The organism is Aliihoeflea aestuarii (genome assembly GCF_024105665.1).
Classification (GTDB): Bacteria; Pseudomonadota; Alphaproteobacteria; order Rhizobiales; family Rhizobiaceae; genus Aliihoeflea; species Aliihoeflea aestuarii.
Genome location: NZ_JAAAMK010000003.1, coordinates 185,589 through 199,007, shown reverse-complemented (window position 1 = coordinate 199,007; position 13,419 = coordinate 185,589). Strand labels below are relative to the sequence as shown.

At 62.3% G+C, this 13,419-nt stretch carries 16 protein-coding genes; 5 read left to right on the top strand and 11 right to left on the bottom strand.

Annotated elements, in window-relative coordinates:
* Positions 1-146 precede the first annotated feature (146 nt).
* From GTW25_RS08575 to GTW25_RS08565, 3 genes are all read left to right on the top strand, one after another.
* Positions 147-611 (top strand): SRPBCC family protein, encoded by a 465-nt coding sequence (locus GTW25_RS08575; protein WP_252911636.1) that lies wholly within the window; start codon positions 147-149, stop codon positions 609-611.
* 77 nt (positions 612-688) lie between these two features.
* A complete protein-coding gene (locus tag GTW25_RS08570) occupies positions 689-1,042 on the top strand; it encodes a DUF1428 domain-containing protein (protein WP_252911635.1) in 354 nt (117 codons plus the stop codon).
* A 23-nt stretch (positions 1,043-1,065) separates the two neighbouring features.
* Entirely contained in the window at positions 1,066-1,464 is a 399-nt protein-coding gene (locus GTW25_RS08565; RefSeq protein ID WP_252911634.1) for a VOC family protein, read from the top strand.
* 60 nt (positions 1,465-1,524) lie between these two features.
* Here the strand turns inward: GTW25_RS08565 and GTW25_RS08560 are convergent, their stop codons facing one another.
* The 3 genes from GTW25_RS08560 to GTW25_RS08555 all read right to left on the bottom strand — a co-directional run bounded on the left by GTW25_RS08560 (position 1,525) and on the right by GTW25_RS08555 (position 4,005).
* The gene (locus tag GTW25_RS08560; protein WP_252911633.1) at positions 1,525-2,559 is read right to left on the bottom strand and encodes an aspartate-semialdehyde dehydrogenase; all 1,035 of its coding nucleotides are present in this window, start codon (positions 2,557-2,559) and stop codon (positions 1,525-1,527) included.
* A 105-nt stretch (positions 2,560-2,664) separates the two neighbouring features.
* Positions 2,665-2,793, bottom strand: a complete 129-nt coding sequence (locus GTW25_RS20465; RefSeq protein ID WP_290127952.1) for a hypothetical protein — start codon at positions 2,791-2,793, stop codon at positions 2,665-2,667.
* Between the two features lie 132 nt (positions 2,794-2,925).
* Complete coding sequence (locus GTW25_RS08555; protein ID WP_252911632.1) at positions 2,926-4,005, bottom strand: zinc-binding metallopeptidase family protein; 1,080 nt, start codon at positions 4,003-4,005, stop codon at positions 2,926-2,928.
* Positions 4,006-4,334: 329 nt separating this feature from the next.
* Here GTW25_RS08555 and GTW25_RS08550 point away from each other — a divergent pair, with 329 nt between their 5' ends.
* Positions 4,335-5,159 (top strand): lytic murein transglycosylase, encoded by an 825-nt coding sequence (locus GTW25_RS08550; RefSeq protein ID WP_372493099.1) that lies wholly within the window; start codon positions 4,335-4,337, stop codon positions 5,157-5,159.
* 48 nt (positions 5,160-5,207) lie between these two features.
* Here the strand turns inward: GTW25_RS08550 and GTW25_RS08545 are convergent, their stop codons facing one another.
* The 6 genes from GTW25_RS08545 to GTW25_RS08520 form a co-directional block, all read right to left on the bottom strand.
* On the bottom strand, positions 5,208-6,806 hold the full coding sequence (locus tag GTW25_RS08545; protein WP_252911631.1) for a phospholipase D family protein: 1,599 nt from the start codon (positions 6,804-6,806) through the stop codon (positions 5,208-5,210).
* A gap of 76 nt (positions 6,807-6,882) precedes the next feature.
* Positions 6,883-8,106 carry an argininosuccinate synthase gene (locus GTW25_RS08540; protein ID WP_252911630.1) on the bottom strand — a complete coding sequence of 408 codons (1,224 nt, stop codon included), beginning with the start codon at positions 8,104-8,106 and terminating at the stop codon, positions 6,883-6,885.
* 84 nt (positions 8,107-8,190) lie between these two features.
* On the bottom strand, positions 8,191-8,394 hold the full coding sequence (locus tag GTW25_RS08535) for a hypothetical protein (protein WP_252911629.1): 204 nt from the start codon (positions 8,392-8,394) through the stop codon (positions 8,191-8,193).
* A gap of 1 nt (position 8,395) precedes the next feature.
* Positions 8,396-9,817: a TRAP transporter large permease gene (locus tag GTW25_RS08530; protein ID WP_252911628.1), complete on the bottom strand. Its 1,422-nt coding sequence runs from the start codon at positions 9,815-9,817 to the stop codon at positions 8,396-8,398.
* Positions 9,814-10,449, bottom strand: coding sequence for a TRAP transporter small permease subunit (locus tag GTW25_RS08525; protein WP_252911627.1), 636 nt, complete (start codon positions 10,447-10,449; stop codon positions 9,814-9,816). The genes GTW25_RS08530 and GTW25_RS08525 overlap by 4 nt, the downstream gene beginning before the upstream one ends.
* Before the next feature lie 67 nt (positions 10,450-10,516).
* A complete protein-coding gene (locus tag GTW25_RS08520; RefSeq protein WP_252911626.1) occupies positions 10,517-11,647 on the bottom strand; it encodes a TRAP transporter substrate-binding protein in 1,131 nt (376 codons plus the stop codon).
* A gap of 245 nt (positions 11,648-11,892) precedes the next feature.
* Here GTW25_RS08520 and GTW25_RS08515 point away from each other — a divergent pair, with 245 nt between their 5' ends.
* Positions 11,893-12,537 carry a LysE family translocator gene (locus GTW25_RS08515; protein ID WP_252911625.1) on the top strand — a complete coding sequence of 215 codons (645 nt, stop codon included), beginning with the start codon at positions 11,893-11,895 and terminating at the stop codon, positions 12,535-12,537.
* Here the strand turns inward: GTW25_RS08515 and GTW25_RS08510 are convergent.
* Both GTW25_RS08510 and GTW25_RS08505 read right to left on the bottom strand, forming a co-directional pair.
* Complete coding sequence (locus GTW25_RS08510) at positions 12,518-12,871, bottom strand: hypothetical protein (protein ID WP_252911624.1); 354 nt, start codon at positions 12,869-12,871, stop codon at positions 12,518-12,520. The two genes, GTW25_RS08515 and GTW25_RS08510, sit on opposite strands and share 20 nt — an antisense overlap.
* Positions 12,872-12,948: 77 nt before the next feature.
* Positions 12,949-13,413, bottom strand: a complete 465-nt coding sequence (locus tag GTW25_RS08505; protein ID WP_252911623.1) for a hypothetical protein — start codon at positions 13,411-13,413, stop codon at positions 12,949-12,951.
* Between the last annotated feature and the right edge of the window lie 6 nt (positions 13,414-13,419).

The window sequence follows — 13,419 nt, the reverse complement described above, 5'->3', positions numbered from 1 at the left end:
TCGGGCCACGCCTGTCAAGCAGCCCGATCGCACTTCTTGCGGCTGCATCGCAGACACGGCACCATCAATTTGTTTGCCGCAGGCTGTCGGTCGTCGCCGGTATCGCGCGTCTTCAATGCGAAACCGCCGCAATAGGGAGACCCGATATGACGAAAGCCCATGCCCACGACCTCGTACTCGACCGCCTGATCGACGCGCCGCGCGACAAGCTTTTCCGCTGCTGGACGGAGCCCGCGCTCCTGAAGCAATGGTTCGTGCCGGCGCCCTGGACGATCGCCAGCGCAAAGGTCGATCCGCGGCCCGGCGGCGCCTCATCGATCACCATGCGCGATCCGGAAGGTAAGGAATATCCGAACGAGGGCGTCTATCTCGATATCGTGCCGAACGAGAAACTCGTCTTCACAGATGCCTATACGGCCGGCTGGATCCCGTCGGAAAAGCCGTTCTTCACCGGCATCGTGACCTTTGCAGACGAGGGCGACAGGACGCGCTACGTCGCGACCGCCCGCCACTGGCGCGCGGAAGACAGGGACGCCCACGAGAAGATGGGTTTTCACGAGGGGTGGGGCAAATGCGCCGACCAGCTCGAGGTTTTGGCGAAAGGGCTTTGAATTTTCTTTGACGGGTGTCGGTTCGCATGGGTCTCATCCGTCATTCAGCCAGACTACCAACCAAGAGGAGAACCGAAATGAGCTATGTCGATGGATTCCTGCTCGCCGTTCCGAAGGCGAGGCTTGAAGAATACAAGAAGATGGCGACCGCCGCCTCGCAGGTCTGGCTCGATCACGGCGCGACCGGCTATGTCGAATGCGTCGCCGAGGACGTGCCCTATGGCGAATTGACATCCTTCCCGCGCGCGGTTCAGGCCAAGGACGACGAGATCGTCATCTTCGCCTGGGCGACCTACCCCGACCGCGCCACGCGCGACAAGGTGATGACGAAGGTCTTCGAGGATCCGGGCATGAAGGCACAGATGGACGACATGCCGTTCGACGGTAAGCGGATGATCTTCGGCGGGTTCGACGCGTTCGTCGAACGCTGAAGCGGCCACAAGGAGGCTCAACCATGTCTTACGATTATCCCGGAGTGGTCCCGCATCTGAGCTCGAAGGACGCGAACGCGGCCATCGAATTCTACAAGCGGGCGTTCGGCGCCGAGGAAAGCGGCGAGCGCATGCTGATGGATGACGGCAAGCGCGTCATGCATTGCGAACTGAAGATCAATGGCGGCACGCTGATGATCGCAGATGCAATGCCTGAATATGGCTATCCGTGGGTCGAGCCGCAGGGCGTCACGCTCAACATCATCACGGACGATGCGCGCAGCGTGTGGGACCGCGCTGTCGCGGCGGGCTGTGAGGTGACCATGCCGCTGGAGGTCGCATTCTGGGGCGATCTTTACGGAAACCTGAAGGATCCGTTCGGGCACACTTGGGCCTTCGTCGGGCCTGCTCCGAAATCGTAGCGGCGCTTCAAATGAAAACGGCCGCGCATTGCGCGGCCGTTTTCATTGATGGATCGGCGATCAGGCGGCCTGCTTCTTCGGCTGGATCATGCCGCGCGCGACGAGCAGCTCGGCGATCTGCACCGTGTTGAGCGCCGCGCCCTTGCGCAGATTGTCGGAAACGACCCATATGTTGAGACCGTTTTCGATCGTCTGGTCCTCGCGGATGCGGGAAATATAGGTTGCGTCCTCACCGGCCGAATCGAGCGGTGTGACGTAACCACCGTCCTCGCGCTTGTCGATGACGAGGCAGCCCGGAGCCTCGCGCAGAATCTCGCGTGCTTCGTCAGCGGTGATCGGGTTTTCGAATTCGATATTGACCGCCTCGGAATGCCCGATGAAGACCGGCACGCGCACCGCTGTGCAGGTGACCTTGATCTTCGGGTCGAGCATCTTCTTCGTCTCGGCCATCACCTTCCACTCTTCCTTCGTCGAGCCGTCATCCATGAAGACGTCGATATGGGGAATGACGTTGAAGGCGATGCGCTTGGTGAACTTCTTGGCTTCGACCGGATCGGCGACGAAGACGGCACGCGTCTGCGTGAACAGCTCGTCCATGCCTTCCTTGCCCGCGCCGGAAACCGACTGATAGGTCGACACGACGACGCGCCTGATCTTCGCCTTGTCGTGCAGCGGCTTCAGCGCGACGACGAGCTGCGCGGTCGAGCAGTTCGGATTGGCGATGATGTTCTTGCGCGTGAAAAGCTCGATCGCGTCGGGGTTCACTTCCGGAACGATCAGCGGCACGTCCTGATCGTAGCGGAAGGCCGACGAATTATCGATGACGACGCAGCCCTGCTTGCCGATCTTCGGCGACCATTCCTTCGACACGTTGCCGCCGGCCGACATCAGGCAGATGTCCGTGTCGGAAAAGTCGTATTGGGCGAGGTCCTTCACCTTCAGCGTCTTGTCGCCGTAGGACACCTCCGTGCCCTGGCTGCGGCGCGAGGCGAGCGCCACGACCTCATCGACCGGAAAACCGCGTTCTTCCAGTATATTGAGCATTTCGCGCCCGACATTGCCGGTGGCGCCTGCGACTGCGATCTTGAAACCCATCAAACTTTCCTCGATCTCTCCGCGTTCACCTTAGAGACGACCCGCCGGCCGAAGGCGGGGCTCTCCTCCGGCCGATCCCGGGGAGAGGACGAGGCGACCGGACAATCAGACGGTTTTAGTCGTCGTCGTTTTGGAGAACGTGCCGGCCGGATTGAAACGGGCGCGCGACGATGCACCTTCGGCAAACCGTGCCGAGTGCGAAAACGCCAAGAATGCCATCAACAGGCCGCGCATTTTAAAAATTTCCCCGTTCGTGGCTGCTTTTACGCGCTTTGGAGGGAGAGTCAATCAAGGGAAGATTATCGACACCGCCGCGTCGTCAAACCATTCTTCGCTGTTCCCTCATTCCCTCTTCCCTACTTCCCTTCAATGCGGTCCGGCCCGCCCACGCGTCTCGGCCAGCAATTCATGCACGAAGCGCAGTTTCTCTCCGACCTGTTCCGAAATCACGAAGGGGTAGAGGTCGGGCAGGCCCATGCAGCGATTGATCTGGTTCGACGCCTCGCAGAGGATGAGCCATCGCGTCAGCAATTCGTCGAAATCTGCGGGCGGTTCGATCTGTTCGGTATGCGCGGCTATCGGCGTATCGGCAAACTCGCCCTCGTTCGGCGGCAGATCGTGCTCCACGGCCGTATCGATCCGGCCGAGCGGCATGTTGAGCGCGGCGACCATTTCCAGCGTGTCGTAGATGTGGAGATAGTGGGCCCATGTCTCGGCCCAGTCCTCCCACGGGTGGCTAGCCGCATAATGCGAAATGTGGTTCTGCTCCCAGCCGCCGACCGGACCCGCCTCGTAGTGGCGCTGGAGGGCCTGCATGTAGTCTTCCCGCTCGTCGCCGAAAACGGCGCGCGAGCGATCGATCCACTGCGCGTCGTCCCGGATCAGCCGGTCCCAATAGTAATGGCCGAGCTCATGGCGGAAATGACCGAGCAGCGTGCGGTAGGATTCGCCCATCGAAACGCGCATCTTTTCGCGCTCGGGACTGTCGGCCTCGGCGACGTTGAGCGTGATCAGGCCGTTGTCGTGACCGGTCAAAATGCGTTCTCCGCCCGGTCCGCCGCCGCCGGGATCGGCGAGGAAGTCGAAGGCGAGGCCGATTTCATCGCCGGGGCTCGCCTTCGGGGCGACGTCGAGCCCGAAATGGAGAAGCTGATAGACCGCGCGGCGCTTGGCGGCTTCCGTCTTCGCCCAGCGCTGGTCGTTTCCCGCAACGCTCATGTCGGGAACCGTCTTGTTGAGCGAACAGGCCCGGCAGAAACCCGTTTCGGTCTCGGCAACCCAGTTGCAGCCGGCAGGCGCGGCGTTGTTGCAGGCAAAACCGCCCTGCCCGGCGACGACGAAGTTTTCCGTCATGGGATCGTACAGAACGGCGGTGCCGCATGAGAGGCACAGGCCGTTCTCGAAATAGAGCCGGTTCGAACAATGCGGGCAGGAAAAGAGCTTCATGAGCGGACATCCAGCAGGGAAGTTGCGCCGCAGAACGTTCGGCCGGCGGCGGTTGTTCCGGGTTCGGGAGCGATGCCCCGAAAATCTCGGCCCGTGCCGCTGGACGAGGCGGCCAACTCGATGTGTGCCATTTTTGCGGCACTTCGACCGGGAACGACAGGCCGACCGGCAGGCAGCGCCGTGAATCACAATTCGGTCATCATGCTCTTTCAACGACCCAGTCTAACTTGCAGGTAAGAAGCTTGTGCGACAGTGCCGGAAGATGGCGTATCGCGACAGGCGGATGCGTGCGGGCATCTATTCTCGGGCAGTCTTGGAAAGGTGGATTGATGGCGGGACGCGGATTGGCAAAAACCATTCTTGGCGCGGTTGTGGCGCTGGGCGCGAGCATGTCGCTCGCTCACGCGCAGCAATGCGGCAATGACGGATCGGGCTTCAACGCGTGGAAAGGGCAGTTCGCGCAGCGCGCCGCCTCCAGCGGCATCGGCCAGCGCGGCCTCGACGCGCTTTCGGGCACCAGCTACGCGACGCGGACCATATCGGCCGATCGCAAGCAGGGCGGCGGCTTCACGCTCACCCTCGACCAGTTTCTCGAACGCCGGGGCGGCAATGCGATCGTCTCGCGCGGCATCCAACTCAAGCGCCAGAACGCCGATCTTTTGAGCCGCATCGAGCGCGTCTACGGCGTGCCGGCCGGTCCGCTGATGGCGATCTGGGGCATGGAGACGGGCTTCGGCGGCTTCCTCGGCAACGAGAACATCCTGTCGGCCGTCGCGACCCTCGCCTATGATTGCCGCCGTTCGGAATTCTTCTCCGAACACCTCGTCGGCGCGTTGAGGCTGGTCGATCAGGGCAATCTGTCGCCGCAGGCCAGGGGCGCGGCCCATGGCGAAATCGGCCAGACGCAGTTCCTGCCGGCCAATGTCGTGCGCTACGGCGTCGACGGCGACGGCGACGGGCGCATCGATCTGATCAATTCGCGCGCCGACGCGCTTGCTTCCACCGCAAATTTCCTGCGCGGCCATGGCTGGCGGCCGGGTGCGGGCTACCAGCAGGGTGAGCCGAATTACGCGGCCATTCAGGGCTGGAACGCCGCGCGCGTCTACCAGCAGGCGATCGCCGTGCTCGGCGCCCGGATCGATGCCGCGAACTGAACCGTCATACGATATTCTGAAAAGGGCGCCCGGAGCGCCCTTTTCAGTTCAGAGAAGCCACTCGATGTTCAGCCGTTTCAACAGGCCGATGGCAGCGCGGCTGGCAATTCCCATGCCGGGCTCGCGCGCGAGGCGTCGGCCGGCCGCATCCTGCCACAGGATATGCCCGGAATCGTCCGCGACGATGCGATAGGCCATCTGCGGCACGGTCTTCCTGAAAAGGTCGGCCGCGATACCTGCCAGGTTCGGCGATTCGATCAGCACGCCCATTTCGGTGTTGAGGTCGACCGAACGCGGATCGAAATTGAATGAGCCGACGAAGAGCCGTTCGCGGTCGACGCTGAAGGTCTTGGCGTGGAGCGTGGTCGCCCCAGCGCGCAATGCCGACACGGACGCGTTGCCGGAGCCGCGCAACCGCCGCGCGACGCCCATGCGCGCGCCCCTGCGCCGCTCCTTGCGAGTCGGTGCCTGCCGTGTCTGAGCCCGCATTTCGTAGAGCTTGATCCCGGCAGCGACCAGATCCTTCCGATAGGGCGCGTAGCCGGCATGGACGACGCCGACATCCGTTGCCTCATAGGCGTTGGTAAGGATCGAGATATCGACGCCACGCAGCCGCATGGCAGTCAGGTCGGCGACGCCGATCCGGCCCGGCACGAAATATCCCGAGATGATCTGGAGTTCGCGTTGCGGCGTGCCGATGACGTTTTCGAGCAGACCGGCAAGCCGGGTCTCACCGGCCTTGAGCCCCAGCGCCTTCGTCGGATCGTCGGCGAAGAGCCGCACCTTCGCCCATTCCATCGGCAGGCGGGATTCGGCCAGCTCCCGAACAATCTCTAGGTCTCGCAGCGCCTCCACATAGCGTCGCGCCGCCGGATCGCGCTCCACGATGGACGAGCGCCGGCGCAAACGCCGCAGGTCACGCGGCCCGACCCGGCGAAGCAGAAGCCGCGCGGGAAAGGCGGACGACGCGTTCCAGTAGCGATCGAACTGCGTTCCGACGTCGGCAACGACCGGACCGACCGCCAAAACGTCGAGATCGGCGAAAAGCGGGCCGTCCTCGACGCCGAAATATTCGTCGCCGATATTGCGCCCGCCGACGATGGTGGCGTGCCCGTCGACCGTCAGGCTCTTGTTATGCATGCGCCGGTTGAGACGCCGGAAATCGAATGCGTAGCCGATCGCCTTCGGCCAGCGGATCGGGAACGGATTGAAGAGCCGCACCTCGATGTTCGGATGCCGGTCGAGCGCGAACAGGACGTTGTCGAGCCCGTCGATGCCGTTATCGTCGAGAAGCAGGCGCACGCGCACGCCGCGATCGGCTGCCTCGAGCACGGCCTCCAGAAGCAGCGTACCCGTCCTGTCGCCGCGCCAGATGTAATATTGAAGGTCGAGCGTCTTTTCCGCATGGCGTACCAGCGCCATGCGCGTGGCGAAAGCTTCGAGCGCGTCCGACAGGAGATAGACGCCGGACAGCCCCTTATGCCGCGCGGCGATCTTCGTGATCGCCGTGGCGAGCGTCGTGCCGCTGACGTCCGGCGCGGGGCCTGCCGGCGGCAAGGCATGGCGCGGCAGACGCGAGGCACGGCCTATCGCCCCCGCGATCAGCAAACTTCCGGCAATGGCAAACAGCCAGGACGACAGACGCATAAGCACCCTCCGCGCCCTTAATATCGCATGGGCATAAGGGTTCCCGCCGCGTCTTGCGGCGGGATGGAAAAATGCCTCAGCCCTGACGCTTGCGCGCGGCGAGCGTGCGAAGGCGCAGCGCGTTCAAACGAATGAAGCCTTCCGCGTCCTTCTGGTCATACGCGCCGCGATCGTCCTCGAAGGTAACGAGCGCGTCTGAATAGAGCGACATGTTCGACTTGCGGCCGGTGACGATGACGTTGCCCTTGTAGAGCTTCAGGCGAACCTCGCCCTCGACATCTTCCTGGCTCTTGTCGATCAGCGCCTGAAGCATCTCGCGCTCCGGCGAGAACCAGAAGCCGTTATAGATCAGCTCCGCATAGCGCGGCATCAGATCGTCCTTCAGATGCGCGGCCCCCCTGTCGAGCGTGATCGATTCGATCGCGCGATGCGCGGCCAAAAGGATCGTGCCGCCGGGGGTTTCATACACTCCACGCGATTTCATGCCGACGAAACGGTTCTCGACCAGATCGAGACGGCCGATGCCGTTGTTCCGGCCAAGCTCGTTGAGCTTCGCGAACAAAGTCGCCGGCGACATTTCCTTGCCGTCGATGGCGACCGCATCACCCTTGCGAAAGCCGATCGTGACTTCGGTGACGGCATCGGGCGCATCCATCGGCGAGACCGTACGCATATGGACATATTCCGGCGACTCGGTCCACGGATCTTCCAGCACCTTGCCTTCGGAGGAGGAGTGCAGAAGATTCGCATCGACCGAGAACGGCGCTTCACCCTTCTTGTCCTTGGTCACCTGAATCTGGTGCTGTTCAGCGAAATTGATCAGGTCGGTCCGCGACTTGAAGGTCCAGTCGCGCCACGGCGCGATGACCTTGATATCGGGGTTGAGCGCATAGGCGGACAGCTCGAAGCGGACCTGATCGTTGCCTTTTCCGGTTGCGCCATGCGCGATGGCGTCGGCGCCCGTCTCGGCGGCTATCTCGACGAGGCGCTTGGAGATCAGCGGGCGGGCGATCGAGGTGCCGAGAAGGTAGGTGCCTTCATAGACCGCATTGGCGCGGAACATCGGGAAGACGAAGTCGCGGATGAATTCCTCGCGCACATCCTCGATGTAGATTTCCTTGATCCCCATCATCTCGGCCTTGCGGCGCGCCGGGTCCAGTTCCTCGCCCTGACCGAGATCGGCCGTGAAGGTGACGACTTCCGCGCCGAGTTCGGTCTGGAGCCATTTCAGGATGATCGAGGTATCGAGTCCGCCCGAATAGGCGAGCACGACCTTCTTGACGTCTTTCCACTTGGACATTTCTCGGGGCCTGCTTGAGATGGGTTTTCGGCCGCTCTTTTAGCAGGAATGACGGGACGGACAAGGCGTCCGCCCCGATACGCCTCAATGCCCCGGCGCGCCTCGTCGCCAGAGCTGATCCCAGATGTCGTAGGCGGCCAGAGCTATGCCGATCGCGAGCGCTACGCCCAGATCGAGCCGCGGAACGAACCAGATCAGGATACCGAGAAAGCCCGCAAAGGCGATGAACGCCAGCATGGAAAAAAGACGCTTGCGATCCATGCCGGCGCGGGCGGGGAGCTCGCTCATGTCAGCCTCCATAGAGCGCGTTGGGCAACCCGAAAACGAGGCTCGGGAAGACGTAGATCAGCGCCATGCACAAGATGACGATGGCCATGTATGGCATCATCCCGAGGAAGATGTCGGTCAGCTTCACATGCGCCGGCGCGATGCCCTTCAGATAATAAGCTGACATCGCCATAGGCGGCGACAGAAACGCCGTTTGCAGATTGACCGCGACGAGGATGCCGAAGAACAGCGGATCGATGCCGAAATGCGGCAGAAGCGGCATGAAAATCGGCACGAAGATGACGATGATCTCTGTCCATTCCAGCGGCCAGCCGAGGATGAAGATGATGAGCTGCGCGGTGATCAGGAACATCAGCGGCGACATGTCGAGGCTGGTGACGAAGTCGCTGATCAGCGCCTGTCCGCCAAGATAGGCGAAGACCGACGCGAAGGTGGCCGAACCGACGAAAAGCCAGCACACCATCGCAGAGGTGCGTGCCGTCAGATAGACGGACTCCTTCAGCCTTTCCCATGTCAGCGCACGATAGGCGATGGCGAGCAGCAGCCCGCCCAGCGCGCCGATGGCGGCCGCTTCCGAAGGCGTGGCGAAGCCGAACAGGATCGCGCCGAGAACGGCAAGGATCAGGAAGGCGAGCGGGACGAAGGAGGTGAACATCATCCATGCCACCTGTCCGGTGGAATAGTTGCCGATGTCCTCGTCGCGCGGTTTGGGCGCAAGGTTGGGATTCATGACGGCGCGCACGATGATGTAGACGAGGTAGAGGCTGGCCAGAAGAAGACCCGGCAGGAGCGCGCCCGCATACATACGCACGACCGAAATGCCGGATGTCGCCGCATAGACGATCAGCAAAATCGATGGCGGGATCAGGATACCGAGCGTGCCGCCGGCGCAGATGACGCCGGTCGCGTAGCGCACGTCGTAGCGCGCCTTGAGCATGGCGGGCAGGGCAAGCAGGCCCATCAGCGTCACCACCGCCCCGACGATGCCGGTTGCCGTGGCGAAGAGCGTGCAGGTGACGAGCGCTGCGACCGCCATCGAGCCGGGCAGACGGCGCGTGGCGATGAACAGCGTCGAGAACAACCGGTCGACGATGTTTGCCCGTTCCACGATATAGCCCATGAAAAGGAACAGCGGGATCGCGGTCAGAACGTCGTTCTGGATGACCGAGAAGGTCTGGTTCACGAAGAGGTCGAAGATGCGGTTGTTGAAGAAGCCGCCGATCCAAAGTTCGAACTGCTGGAAGGCGCCTGCCCCATCTTCCACCGCGCGCTCGAAGGGACGCCACATCCGGCCCGGCTCGTAATAGGCGTAGTAGCCGAAACCGACACCGAGCGCCATCAAAGTGAAGGCGACCGGAAAGCCGAGAAAGATGGTCAGGATCAGGATGAGCAGCATCCCGACCGCGATATGTGCGTCCGTCATCGGGAAGCCCCCGTCCCTGAATTGTCAGGTGTCGGCACAGTGTCGGGATCGACCATTTCCGGCTTTTCGCGGGACTGGACCTGTTCGAGCAGAACCTTGTCGAGTTCCTCGACATCTTCGGCCGCCCTCACCCATTCGCCCGTGCGCAGGCACACGATGCAGCGGAAGACCTGCGCGATGCCCTGGATGAACAACAGGATGCCGGCGGCCACGATTACCGTCTTGAACTGAAAGATCGGGATGCCGGCGGGACTGTTGGAACTCACTTCCCAATAGCCCCAACTTCGCGCGGCATATTTCCAGCCCGCGAAGATCAGCGCGGTGACGCCGGGAAAGAAGAAGATGATGTATAGGACGAGTTCGACGCTCGCCTGCGTTCGCGGTCTCCACAGCCGGTAGATGAAGTCGCCGCGCACATGGCCGTCGCGTGACAGCGTATAGGCGCCCGCCATCATGAACAGCGTGCCGTAGAGAATGTAGGAAAGGTCGAAGGCCCACGGCGTCGGCGCACGGAAGAAATAGCGCACGACGACCTCGTAGCCGATGCCGAGCGCCATGACGATGACGCCCCAGGCGAACACCTTGCCGAACCAGGCCGACAGATCGTCGGCGACCGCGATGAAGCGAAGCATCGAATTCTCCCGCCGAAGACGAAACCGGTCGCCTCATGGCGACCGGTTCATGGCAAAGGGCGCGCCCTCAGCTTTCCATCTTCAATTTGCCGGGGAAGTAGTGCTCATAGGCGAGCGCCAGATCGGCCGATCCCATCAATTCGTAATAGGTGACGCGCTCGACCCATTCGCGCTGGCTGTCGAGCACCTTCTTCATGAAGGCATCGGCCTCGAGCGTCGGGATGATCGTGTCCCAGGCTTCGAGCTGCGCGGCGAGGATTTCCTTCGACGTGCGATGGACCGTGACGCCGTGCTCTTCCTGCAATCGCACCAGATCGGCTGAGTAATTGTCGAGCGCGAGCGCCGTATTTGATGTGCTGGCCGCCTCGACTGCGTATTCAATGATCGCCTGCAGATCGTCGTCGAGATCCTCGAAGACATCCCGGTTGAACATGAACTCGAAGGATTCGCTCGCCTGATGGTAGGAGGAGAGCATGTAGTGCTTGGCGACGTCCTGCGAGCCGAAGCGAAGATCGGACGACGGGTTGTTGAACTCGAACGCGTCGATGACACCGCGTTCCATCGCCGGCACGATTTCGCCGCCCGGAAGCTGCGCGACGCTCATCCCCATTGTCTGGAGAAGGTCCGCCGCGAGACCGACCGTGCGGTATTTGAAGCCGTTGATGTCGGCGACGGTCGCGACGGGTTGCTTGAACCAGCCGAAGGGCTGCGCCGGCATCGGAAAGCCGTAGAAGCCGACGACATTCAGCCCCATGATGTCTTGCGTGAGTTCCTTGTAGAGATCCTTGCCGTCACCCTGATGGAACCAGGCGAGCATGGTCGTCGCGCTGCCGCCGAAGACCGGACCGGTGCCGAAGAGCGAGGCCGCCTTGTGCTTGCCGTACCAATAGACGGGCACGGTATGGGTGGCGTCGATCACGCCGTCATTGACGGCATCGAGCACCTGGAACGCACCGACGACGGAGCCGGCGGGAAGCAGCTCGAACCTGATCCGGCCGGCCGACATGCGTTCGACGCGGTCGGTGTATTGCTTGGCAAAATCCATCCAGATGTCGGATGCCGGCCAGGACGTCTGCATCTTGATGGTGAAGGGGGTTTGGGCGAGAACCGCCGGGGCGGCAAGGGCGCCGGCCGCGCTTGCGCCGACCAGCGTGGTTGCGCCGAGAAACTTCCGGCGCGAAAGCGTCTTCATTTCCATTTGATCCTCCCTGAGCGGCTTCCGTTGTTTGGATTTTTCCGCTGCGGGCGAGAATATTCATTACGCTACGTAAAGCAAGTAAAACTGTGCCGTTTTGTCGCACGCATATACTGGACCAAAGTCGTAGGCGGTTTCGAGCCGGAAAACTGGCACGACGATGTCGTCGTGTTGACGTCTTGCATCCGGCGCTGGCGCATGGTTACCCACCACCGTCCTGTCTCGAATGCCGCACTGAGGGTGATTTCATGGACTTCCTGCCGACGACCGCCACCATCGTTCAATTCGCCGTCGCGACCTTCGTGATCACGATCACGCCCGGCCCGGACATGACGCTCTTCGTCGGGCGTGCGCTGTCCGAGGGCCGCATGGCGGGTTTTGCGTGCATGATCGGCGCGATGTCGGGCATCGTCATCCACACGGCGCTGGTCGCGCTCGGCCTGTCGGCGCTGATCGTCGCTTCGCCGGAAGCCTTTTTGGCGCTGAAGCTCGTCGGTGCGGTCTATCTCGTCTGGCTGGCATATCAGGCGATCCGGCACGGCTCCGCCTTTTCACCCGGCACCGACGCCCCACGCAAAAAGCGCTCCTTCTTCGCCAACTGGGCGACCGGCCTCGGCATCAACCTCCTGAATCCGAAGATCATCCTGTTTTTCATGACCTTCCTGCCGCAATTCGTCTCGGCTGCCGATCCCGACGCGCCGGCGAAGCTTTTCTTCCTTGGAGGTCTGTTCATTGTGCTGGCGCTGCCGGTGACGGTGCCGATGGTGATCGCGGCGGATTCGTTTTCTGCGCTCCTGAAGCGCTCGCCGCGCGTCACGCGCATCATCGACTACGTCTTCGCCGGCGTCTTCTCGGCCTTCGCGCTGCGCATCCTCATGACCGAGGCGCGCTGACTTCGCCGCGCCAGTTACCGGCATTGCGCCCGGCGATCATCCAGTAGGCAAGAGCACCGCAAGCGCCCGCAACTGTCACATTCAACAGGACCATCGCAGCGATGCCGGTCCGTTCCGGATAAAGCTCGAGCGCGATCAGCATGCCTCCGGGCAAAGAGATGACCACACCTGTTCCGGCGTAAACGGCCCAATGTCGCCATTTTCGCCATTCGGACAATGCGATGAAGAGAAGCGTCGGAATGCCGGCAAAGCCAGCAATGACCATAGGCCAGAGAGCCAGTTGTACCGGCAGGTTTTCAAGTTCGCGTGTATTTTGCTGAAAAAGCGCCAGCAATGTCGAGGGCAGAAGGAGAAAGAACGTCGCAACGAGAACGGCGGCAACGAACCCGACCAGGATAGACGCGATGTGTCTCAAGCGCGTGACTCTGGGGCAACCTCTCGCCAATTGCCGGCACTTCGGCCGGCAATTGCCCAATAGGCGATGCCGCCGACAAGCCCGGCCGCGAGCGTGAAGAGCATCAGGCCGGGGTCGGACGCCGCATCAAGCCGGTCCGTCGCCTCCGCCAGCCGCCAGCCGGTGTAAAGCGCAACGACCGCGCCACCGGTCGCATGCGCAAGCCACGAGCGCCAGCTCGTGAGTTCGGCCGCCACTGCGACGATCATGAACACGCCGAAGGAGATGTTGGCGAGAATCAGCGCGAAGAACGGCACCGTCACGTAGAGCGCTGGCCGCGCCGCTTCCGAAAATTCGGGGATGACCGTGACGACCGTCGAGGCAAAGAGCACATTGACGAACAGGCTCGCCGCCAGACATGCGGCGATGAAACCGGCCAGGATGGCGACGAACCGGACGAAATAGGTGACGAGGCGGCTCAAGGCGCG

What these genes read in the sequence shown, in the direction of transcription:
- GTW25_RS20465 (WP_290127952.1), bottom strand. Translation starts at nt 2,793, where the DNA reads ATGCGCGGCCTGTTGATGGCATTCTTGGCGTTTTCGCACTCGGCACGG.
- GTW25_RS08540 (WP_252911630.1), bottom strand. Translation starts at nt 8,106, where the DNA reads ATGTCCAAGTGGAAAGACGTCAAGAAGGTCGTGCTCGCCTATTCGGGC.
- GTW25_RS08560 (WP_252911633.1), bottom strand. Translation starts at nt 2,559, where the DNA reads ATGGGTTTCAAGATCGCAGTCGCAGGCGCCACCGGCAATGTCGGGCGC.
- GTW25_RS08515 (WP_252911625.1), top strand. Translation starts at nt 11,893, where the DNA reads ATGGACTTCCTGCCGACGACCGCCACCATCGTTCAATTCGCCGTCGCG.
- GTW25_RS08550 (WP_372493099.1), top strand. Translation starts at nt 4,335, where the DNA reads ATGGCGGGACGCGGATTGGCAAAAACCATTCTTGGCGCGGTTGTGGCG.
- GTW25_RS08565 (WP_252911634.1), top strand. Translation starts at nt 1,066, where the DNA reads ATGTCTTACGATTATCCCGGAGTGGTCCCGCATCTGAGCTCGAAGGAC.
- GTW25_RS08545 (WP_252911631.1), bottom strand. Translation starts at nt 6,806, where the DNA reads ATGCGTCTGTCGTCCTGGCTGTTTGCCATTGCCGGAAGTTTGCTGATC.
- GTW25_RS08570 (WP_252911635.1), top strand. Translation starts at nt 689, where the DNA reads ATGAGCTATGTCGATGGATTCCTGCTCGCCGTTCCGAAGGCGAGGCTT.
- GTW25_RS08575 (WP_252911636.1), top strand. Translation starts at nt 147, where the DNA reads ATGACGAAAGCCCATGCCCACGACCTCGTACTCGACCGCCTGATCGAC.
- GTW25_RS08520 (WP_252911626.1), bottom strand. Translation starts at nt 11,647, where the DNA reads ATGGAAATGAAGACGCTTTCGCGCCGGAAGTTTCTCGGCGCAACCACG.
- GTW25_RS08555 (WP_252911632.1), bottom strand. Translation starts at nt 4,005, where the DNA reads ATGAAGCTCTTTTCCTGCCCGCATTGTTCGAACCGGCTCTATTTCGAG.
- GTW25_RS08530 (WP_252911628.1), bottom strand. Translation starts at nt 9,817, where the DNA reads ATGACGGACGCACATATCGCGGTCGGGATGCTGCTCATCCTGATCCTG.
- GTW25_RS08525 (WP_252911627.1), bottom strand. Translation starts at nt 10,449, where the DNA reads ATGCTTCGCTTCATCGCGGTCGCCGACGATCTGTCGGCCTGGTTCGGC.
- GTW25_RS08535 (WP_252911629.1), bottom strand. Translation starts at nt 8,394, where the DNA reads ATGAGCGAGCTCCCCGCCCGCGCCGGCATGGATCGCAAGCGTCTTTTT.